This is a genomic window from Geofilum rubicundum JCM 15548, assembly GCF_000974365.1.
In the GTDB taxonomy this organism is placed as follows: Bacteria; Bacteroidota; Bacteroidia; order Bacteroidales; family Marinilabiliaceae; genus Geofilum; species Geofilum rubicundum.
Map to the genome: position 1 here is coordinate 1 of NZ_BAZW01000089.1, position 8,894 is coordinate 8,894.

Genomic DNA, 8,894 nt, shown 5'->3' on the forward strand with positions numbered 1-8,894 from the left:
GAGCCTGTGTCTTCCTCGCTGTGGACGCCGATGGTTCCGCCGAGCATTTCTACATAGGCTTTGGAGATGGAGAGGCCCAGACCGGCTCCCTGATAGGCCATAGGATTAGCAATGTCGGCCTGTATGAAACGCTCAAATATAGCTTCTTGTCTGCTTGCTGGAATGCCGATGCCGGTGTCCTTTACAAAAAATACCAATTCCGGGGTTCCGTTGGTTGATTTTGAATCATAACCAAACTCGATGCTGCCTTCAGTTGTATGTTTTAAGGCATTTTTTACCAGATTGGTGAGAATGGCATACAGCTTTTCACGGTCCGTTAGTATGGCTGCCTGATCCGCAGGTAAAGCACAGTTAACCGACAATTTAAGCCCTTTGGCTTCTGCTTCTGGCTTGAAAAAGGTGTAGATATAATCTACTTGCTCGGCAATATTCGTTTCTTGTATATCGAGTTTCGTCAAACCGGCTTCTATTTTTGAAATATCAATGATGTCGTTGATGATATTGAGCATGCGATCGCCGCTTTTCAGGATGATTTCAATGTAGGCCTGTTGCTTGGCTCCCGTGAGATTCGGCTGTCTCAGCAAATCTGCAAAGCCCAAAATGCCATTCATGGGGGTCCTTATTTCATGAGACATGTTGGCCAGAAAGGCCGATTTGAGTCGGTCGCTTTCCTCAGCTTTTTCCTTGGCAAGAATGAGTTCCAGCTCGTTCTGCTTGCGTGCGGTAATGTCATAGTAATTTCCCAAAAGTCCCTCAATGTCCTTGTCGTGTAGCAGATTGACCAGTTTTATTTCTATCCAGACATACCTGCCGTCCTTGTGTTTGTACCTGAATTCACTGGTGGCCGTGGCGTTGGGATCGGCCAGGATGGTGTCGAAAAGTTGTTTCCCCCTTTGTTGATCGTCCGGGTGAACCAGCTCCCAGGTATTCTGCCCCACCAGTTCTTCGGGCTTCCAGCCGAAGAGTTTGGTAATGTTGGGACTTTTGTATCTGTTGATGCCCTGCTTGTCGATGATGACAATCACATCCCCAATGTTCGAAACCAATTTGTTTTTGATGGCCTCACTCTGGCGCAGCGCTTGCTCCGCCTTTTTGCGTTGGGTAATATCAAAAAAACTAATGGTGATCTCCGTCAGTTGGCCATTTTGATCGAAAGTCGGAAAGCCATTGACTCTCACCCATACAAGTGCGTTGTTATCGGGTTGCCAAATGCCTACAACGATGTTCTTCAGGGCTTGCTGCGTGGCAATGATCTGGTTAACCGGATATTTATCAGGTGGAAGCGCAGCACCCGTTTCATCCACGAATTTCCAGTCGGGATGAAGACTCGTGATGCCCTTGATTTGATCGTTGCATACGCCCAGTAATTCACAGGCCCTTGGATTGTTATAAATCACAGAAGTGTCCGGTGCATGCACCACAATGCCCGCTTCAAGATGTTCCAATAAATGCTTGAACCGCATCTTTTCTTCGCGCAGCTGTTGTTCTACGGCCGCCCTGTCTGAAACATCCAAAAAAGCCAAAATGCCGGCCAGTTTGTTTTGCGCCTGGTCTATTAAACAGCCGACCCATCCTTTGGTCCTCGATACTACTGAAACCATGCCGTTGGCATTGGTCGTGTTGGGATTCATCATCTTTCTCTCTCTCCTTTTCGTCGTTATAAAAGTGCCAATCGCTTCCCGAATCCCTTTTCGGTGCTTGTTTTAGGGCAATTTTTCTTGTGATTTCGAGGGTAAAGATATACATTTTAAATGTGTTAGCAAGTGGGGGGGGAAGGGTTTAGAGGAGGGGTTTGAGGTCGTGGGCCAGGATGCGGGAGAAGTGGTTGGCGCCGGTGGCGTTGAGGTGGATGGCGTTGTAGAAGTAGGAGCGGTTGAGGCACATTTCGTGGGAGGAGTAGTCGAGAAAGGGCAGGTTGAATTCGGTGGCAATGTCGTTTAAAAGGGTGAAGAGTTCCTGGCGGTTGGAGACGAAGTGCTGGCCTTCGATGTATTCGGGTGAATAGACCAGTACCACTTGGATGTTTTTTTGTTGACAGTCGGCCAGATATTCCCTGAACAGCGCCACTGTGGCGCTGTCGATGACCACCTCATAGCTGCCTCTTTCTTCGCGGGCCTTGTCAAAATCCGTGTTCCAGGTCGCCTCATTGGCCACAAAGCCCCTGGTCCGCAAGGGCCCCTTTTTGTAATGGGGGATCATCGACAAAAGCACCCGCATACCTCTGTTCTGGTAACGCAGCATGGGCACACAATGGTCGTATTTATCGTAAATGGGGGGTAAGAGATCCGTATCCTCAAAATAGTCGTGCCAAAACAAGTAGGGCAAAAACTGGTCGTTGTTATAGTTGTTGTAGTCGTTGATCCTGGGCTCCAGCGTAAATACATCCAGCGAGTGGATAATCACCTCAGGGTAAGGGTTGTGCGCCAGATATTGCTGATGGCGCAGCATCTGCATCCACAGGTTTTGGCCATCGATACCCAGATTGTAGGCCGAACGGTTCAGTGAGTCCTCCAGAATTTGCGGATTGATGTGCACCCAGGCGCGCGATGAGCCATAAATGGCCACATCGGCATCGACCGAGGCATGGAAGATGTCGTTCCATACTTCATATTCACCTTGCGCCATGGCCGTTTCTTTCAGTGATTTAGAGAAATAGTAATCCATGGGATAGAGCAGTAGCAAGAGGGGCGCGACAAACAGGGCTATTTTCAGAATAAATCGCTTCATGACTTAAAATTGAAAGTAAATGAATTGTTGATTCGCGCCGCCAAAAAAGAAGATGAACAGCACCAGGGCATAGTAAAAAGCATATCTGAAAGGTCCATTCAAGGCAGTGCCCGCAAGGGCAATGGCGTATGGTTGTCGCCGTCCCAGCCATTCCGTCACCAGCATCACAGCCAGAAAAAAGACCAGGATGGCCGGATGTACGCCCACCTCTTCAAAATGCATGGCTTTGGGCAGTGACAGCAGGGTAGAAGAAAAAATCCCCTTCAGGTAGGTAAAGGCATGCGTCAGGTTTTCCGCCCTGAAAAACACCCAGGCCAGCACCGTGGCCCCGAAAGTCGCCAACATCCGCAGCGCCTCCATGGGCGAAGGCAGCAGGCGGTCCTGCGCCACAATGTCCAAATGTGTGCGGTTCTTCTTCGTCAGCAACAAGGGCAAAAAGTAGAGCGCATTCAATGCCCCCCATACAATGAAGGTCCAGTTGGCCCCGTGCCAAAAGCCACTTACTATAAAAATGATAAAGGTGTTGCGAATTTTCATCCAGGTGCCACCGCGACTGCCACCCAGGGGAATGTAGAGGTAATCCCGAAACCAGGTCGATAACGAAATGTGCCACCGGCGCCAGAACTCTGCGATGTCGCGCGAGAAATACGGATAAGCAAAATTCCGCATCAAATCAAAGCCAAACAAGCGCGCCGTGCCAATGGCGATGTCCGAGTAGCCCGAGAAATCCCCATAAATCTGAAAGGCAAAAAATACCGCCCCCAGCAGGAGCACACTGCCCGGGTAATCGGCCGGCGCATTAAAAAAGACATTGGCCATATCCGCGGCATTGTCGGCAATCACCACCTTTTTAAACAGTCCCCACAAAATCTGTCGCAGGCCATCCACCGCCTGGTGGTAGTCAAACACCCGCTTGCGGTAAAACTGCGGCAGCAGATTGGCGGCCCGTTCAATCGGGCCCGCCACCAGTTGCGGGAAAAAACTCACAAAAGCCGCAAAAGCCACAAAATCCTTGGTCGCTCCAGCTTTCGCCGGTACACATCAATGGTATAGCTCAGCGTCTGAAACGTATAAAAACTGATGCCCACCGGCAGAATAATATTCAGCGAATTGGGCTGAATCTCCCGGCCAAACAAAGAAAAAGCCTCAATAAAATTGTCCTGAAAAAAATGGTAGTATTTAAAAAAGCCCAGAAAGCCCAGATTCACCCCTATGCTCGTCCACAACAGCACCTTCCGTTTGATGGGGTCCCGCTGCGTTTTCAGTTTCAGTCCCACCAGATAATCCACCAGTGTACTGAACAAAATCAGCGACAAAAAGCGCCAGTCCCACCACCCGTAAAACACATAACTGGCCGCTACAATCAGCGCGTTTTGCAGCTTAAGCGACCGGTTATTCACCCACCAATACAGCAGGAAAACCAGGGGCAAAAACACCGCAAAATCAATGGAGTTAAAAAGCATGGGTGAAGCATTTTGTACAAATATAGCAGAAAGTGTTAAAGAGTAGATAATGATGAGTGATTTCATTTTTGCTGATAGGAAGAAAAGAAAAAAATACTTGAAAAAGTCATATTTGAAACCTAAGCAATGGCCATTTCTTTTTTATTTGTTAAATTTGATATTTACCATTAATAATTAGTAAATGGATTACATAGAGATAGCCGGTTACAAATCGATTAAATCTGAACGGATTAATTTAACGCCGATCAATATATTAATTGGTGCAAACGGGAGTGGAAAAAGTAATTTTATTTCGTTTTTTGATTTTTTGAATAGACTTTACAACAAAAACCTAAATGAATATATCGCACTAACCGGAGGAGAAAATAAAATCCTTCATAAAGGTCAAAAAATAACTGATTCAATCAGCTTTAAAGTTGAGTTTGAAAATGGCAACAATGGTTATTCTGCTGTACTTAATGTGGGTACTGATGGATTGGTTTTTACTGATGAACGTTTGATTTATAAGAGTGATAAGGGCGTTAAAATTAGTCGTTCAGACAGGGAGTCCCGAATAAAAACAACAGATAATGTTCGTGCAAATTATGTCATTCGTTATCTTGAAGGGTTTAGGAAATACCACTTCCATGATACCAGTGATAAATCCCCTTTTACAATTCCCAGCCATGTCGAAAATGATGTTCATTATTTGTACAGCAATGGGGCTAATCTGGCAGCATTTTTATATGATATTAAAGCAGCAGAAAAGATTGTTTATAATAAGATAGTAAAAACAATTCAGTCTATAGCACCTTACTTTTTGGACTTCTATTTCAATCCTAATAAGGAGAACTATATTAAACTGCAATGGAAAGATAAATACAGTGACACGGTCTATGGTGTAACTGATTTGTCGGATGGAACAATTCGTTTTATTGCATTAACCGTTTTATTTTTGCAGCCAGAATTACCTGACACCATAATAATAGACGAACCTGAATTAGGATTGCATCCATCCGCTATTTCAAAGTTGGCAGGTATGATTAAATCAGTTTCTGCCAAAGGATGTCAGGTGATTATTGCCACACAATCAACTGATTTAATAAGTCATTTTTCACCCGACTCAATTATTGCTGTTGACCAAATTGATGGATGTTCAAAATTCAATCGCTTAAATGCTAATAAACTTCAAAACTGGCTAGAGGACTATACCATTGATGATTTGTGGAAAAGAAATATAATCACTGCTGGTCAACCAAACTATTAAAATGAAAAGAGTCATAATAATATGCGAAGGTGAAACAGAAAGGGAGTTCTGCAGCACTATTTTAGCGCCATATTTTGCCAAGAAAGATATTTTTATCCAAGGGCCACTTATAAAGAAAACGATGGGGGGTATCGTTAAGTGGGTGGAATTAAAAAAACAGATTTCCCTGCATTTATCAAATGATTCAAAAGCCTTTGTGACCACTCTAATTGATTATTACGGTTTGTATAGCAAGTATAATTTTCCGTTGTGGGATGAAGCAGAGAAACAACCGGATAAAAATTTGAGAATGAAGATACTAGAGCGTGGAATGCTGGATAGTATTGATGACGCTTTAAGGTTTCGATTTATACCCTATTTACAGCTTCATGAATTTGAAGGACTCCTTTTTAATGAGATTGAAGTTTTTTATGAGCAAATACCAAAAAACGAACTGATTGGTGTTGAAGAATTGGCTCAAACATTTCAGCAATTCAGCAATCCTGAGATGATAAATAACAGTAAAGAAACATCTCCATCTCACCGGTTAAAAAGGATAATCCTTGGCTACAACAAAATTGTTTATGGCAATATTCTCGCAGAGGCTATTGGTATAGAAAAAATGAAGAGCAAGAGTCCGAGATTTAACGAGTGGCTAAATATGATTGAAAAAATTTGAGATCTTTTTGGTTTCATGTATAAAAGTTTTACTTATAAAACAAATACAGATTTCAACAGAGTAGCCAGTCCAGCCAGGCTCCCTATAAAATCTGCCGCTTTAGAAAATACAAATCCTTTCTTTGAACTTTTACCGCTGTCAAAATGTTTTAAATCTACAATGGGGTGCCTGAATACCGGTTTATTCGGTCTGCTTGTCATCTTTTGGCAAAGGTACCTCAGAAGCATTTACAGAGTCTTTTTGGTTTGAGTGGCGTGTTTTCCTATCTGAATGAGGGTGGTGTAAAATAATTGGATGCTATGAAAAAGAAAAAAAGCGAGGTAGATAAGGTCACAGAACCGGCAGAAGCGCCTCATACAGGCGCTGCGGATTTTTACGTGGTGGGGATAGCGCCTCGGCCGGGGGCCTGGAGGCCATTCAGCAGTTGTTCGACAACATCCCATCAGACACCGGCATGGCCTTTGTCATCATCCAGCACCTGTCGCCCAATTTTGAAAGCCTCATGTCGGAGTTGCTGGCCAAGCACACCAAAATGAAGATATTTACGGCCGAGGACAAGCAAACCATAAGTCCCAATTGCGTCTATCTCAATCAGCGCTTTAAAAACCTGCACATCAAAGGTAAAAAGTTGTATTTGCTCGACCGGGGGCCCAAACACAACCTCAACCTGCCCATCGATATCTTTTTTCATACTTTGGGGGAAGAATTCAAGGAAAAATCCATCGGCGTCATTCTTTCAGGCACCGGCTCTGATGGCTCGCAGGGCATTCGCACCATCAAAGAAGGCGGCGGCATCATCATGGCCCAGGATCCCGAGTCGGCCCAATTCGACGGCATGCCCAATTCGGTGATCGCCACCAATCTGGTGGATTTCATCATGACCCCCAAAAACATCGCCGAAAAAATCAGCAAAATACCCACCAACCGGGCACAAGTCGATATACACACCGATACCGATGGCTCTACCGAGTCGTTGATCAATAACATCTTAGAGATTGTTTTTCAGTTTTCGGGCATTGATTTCCGGGAATATAAAAAGAACACCCTGCTGCGCCGCATCGAAAAACGGATGAACATCCACAATATAGAGCACCTGTCCGATTACGTCGATTTTTTACTGCTAAAGGACGAAGAGAAGCAAGGCCTGAAAGAAGATTTCCTGATTGGGGTAACGCGCTTCTTTCGGGATACTGAAGCTTTTACAGAATTGGAAAAGCAAATCATACCTGCGATATGCCAATCCAAAAACAAAAAGGACACCGTTCGCATTTGGGTACCCGGCTGCTCCACCGGCGAGGAGGTCTATTCCATCGCCATGTTGGTCGACGACCATATCCGTTCGAACAAGCTCAATCTGGATTTTAAAATATTTGCCACCGACATTGACCCCCTGGCCATTGCCAAGGCCAGTGCCGGTGCCTACCAGTATAATGTTGTCAGCGAAATACGAAAGGGGTACATCGACCGGTATTTCATCAAATCGGGCGTAAAAATTCAGATCATAAAAAGCATCCGTGAAAAAATTGTATTCTCCATTCACAACGTCTTTAAAGATCCGCCTTTTATTCGCATGGACTTATTGTCGTGCCGAAACATGCTGATTTATTTCGATCATAAAATTCAGAGGCGGACCTTGCATAAATTCCAGTTCGCCCTCAATCAGTTTGGCTACCTGTTTTTGGGCAGTAGCAACCTCTTAAACAACGCTTTAAAGTTTTCAGAAAAAGGCACCATCGAATTTGGATTCAGGATGAAAGACCAGCGCATGGAATTCTTTGTCAAGGATGAAGGCATAGGTATCGATCCCCAAAAAAATGAAGAAATATTTGAACGCTTCAAGCAAGTCAACTACAGCACCCACATACATTTTGGTGGCACAGGTCTGGGTCTGGCTATCTGCAGGGGAATCGTCAAACTGCTGGGCGGCGATATCACCGTTACATCCGAATTGGACAAAGGGAGTGAATTCTCCTTCAGCATCCCCCTTGAATAAGGGGGGTATATTATCATAATAATTTGACTGTATGGTATGTTTGTCTTTACAAACAATTGTCTGTAAGTGTTTTGTAAATTCATGACTGTTTTTTTGTGATGGTGTTTCCAATATTTTGTATATTTGTCCACCTGTCCGCTTGATGCTTATGATTAGCGGCCAAAACCTTACTTTAACTCAAATATTCAATCATGTCAGAAATCCTAAACATGGTGACCACCACCATCTTTATCAACGGAGAAGCCTGCGATTTTGAAACCCTCACGCTTCGACAGTCCATGAGCGGTCACCACACCTTCAACATCCTGGTCAACTACAAACCCAACAAAGCCAGCCTGTGGACGGTCACCCCCGAAACCGTCTTCCAGCAACTGGGTCATACCGTGGACATCCACATGGAACACCGCGGGAATGGGGAAATCACCGAATTCACCGGCCTGGTCACCCATATTGAAATCGGGGGAAAGGACGGGGATCAGGGCTACGCCCGCATTCACGGGGGTAGTCCTACCCTGCTTCTGGACATGGGGCCTTCCATGGGCTCGTACACAGATTATACCCTGCACAACATCCTCAGCGAAGAGCTCGAAAACACCGGCGTGCGCATGGGGGTGAGCAACAAGCCCAAATTTGAGGCCATCATCCCCTATGCCGTTAAATACAAGGAGACCAGCTTTCAGTTTTTGGCGCGACTGGCCGCTTCCTGTGGCGAATGGTTTTATTACGATGGCAGCCGCCTGGTACTGGGCAACCCCAAAAATCAAAACACCACCCAGGCCGCTTTTGATATCGAGATCCAGTCTCTGT

Annotated in this window: 8 protein-coding genes and 1 pseudogene; 5 read left to right on the forward strand and 4 right to left on the reverse strand. The window is 45.1% G+C overall.

All coding sequences use genetic code 11. The annotated features are described in order from the left end of the window. The 4 genes from JCM15548_RS21280 to JCM15548_RS24765 form a co-directional block, all read right to left on the reverse strand. On the reverse strand, positions 1–1,634 hold a 1,634-nt coding region (locus tag JCM15548_RS21280; RefSeq protein WP_157482981.1), incomplete at its 3' end, for a PAS domain-containing protein. A 145-nt stretch (positions 1,635–1,779) separates the two neighbouring features. Next, complete coding sequence (locus JCM15548_RS19310) at positions 1,780–2,727, reverse strand: SGNH/GDSL hydrolase family protein (protein ID WP_062128706.1); 948 nt, start codon at positions 2,725–2,727, stop codon at positions 1,780–1,782. 3 nt (positions 2,728–2,730) lie between these two features. Continuing rightward, complete coding sequence (locus JCM15548_RS19315) at positions 2,731–3,732, reverse strand: MBOAT family O-acyltransferase (RefSeq protein WP_227626047.1); 1,002 nt, start codon at positions 3,730–3,732, stop codon at positions 2,731–2,733. Next, positions 3,711–4,256 carry an MBOAT family O-acyltransferase gene (locus tag JCM15548_RS24765; RefSeq protein ID WP_227626048.1) on the reverse strand — a complete coding sequence of 182 codons (546 nt, stop codon included), beginning with the start codon at positions 4,254–4,256 and terminating at the stop codon, positions 3,711–3,713. Before JCM15548_RS24765 ends, JCM15548_RS19315 begins: the two co-directional genes overlap by 22 nt. A gap of 115 nt (positions 4,257–4,371) precedes the next feature. Between JCM15548_RS24765 and JCM15548_RS19320 the strand changes: the two genes are divergently transcribed. The 5 genes and pseudogenes from JCM15548_RS19320 to JCM15548_RS19340 all read left to right on the forward strand — a co-directional run. Beyond that, positions 4,372–5,436: an AAA family ATPase gene (locus tag JCM15548_RS19320; protein WP_062128708.1), complete on the forward strand. Its 1,065-nt coding sequence runs from the start codon at positions 4,372–4,374 to the stop codon at positions 5,434–5,436. Position 5,437: 1 nt separating this feature from the next. After that, positions 5,438–6,094, forward strand: coding sequence for a DUF4276 family protein (locus JCM15548_RS19325; protein WP_062128711.1), 657 nt, complete (start codon positions 5,438–5,440; stop codon positions 6,092–6,094). Positions 6,095–6,497: 403 nt separating this feature from the next. Then, positions 6,498–6,989, forward strand: a pseudogene (locus tag JCM15548_RS25900) (chemotaxis protein CheB); the annotation flags it as partial. Next, positions 6,972–8,087 (forward strand): CheR family methyltransferase, encoded by a 1,116-nt coding sequence (locus tag JCM15548_RS19335; protein ID WP_262487161.1) that lies wholly within the window; start codon positions 6,972–6,974, stop codon positions 8,085–8,087. The pseudogene JCM15548_RS25900 and the gene JCM15548_RS19335, both read left to right, overlap by 18 nt. Positions 8,088–8,278: 191 nt before the next feature. Beyond that, a partial coding sequence (locus JCM15548_RS19340; protein WP_227626049.1) for a contractile injection system protein, VgrG/Pvc8 family occupies positions 8,279–8,894 on the forward strand: 616 nt, incomplete at its 3' end.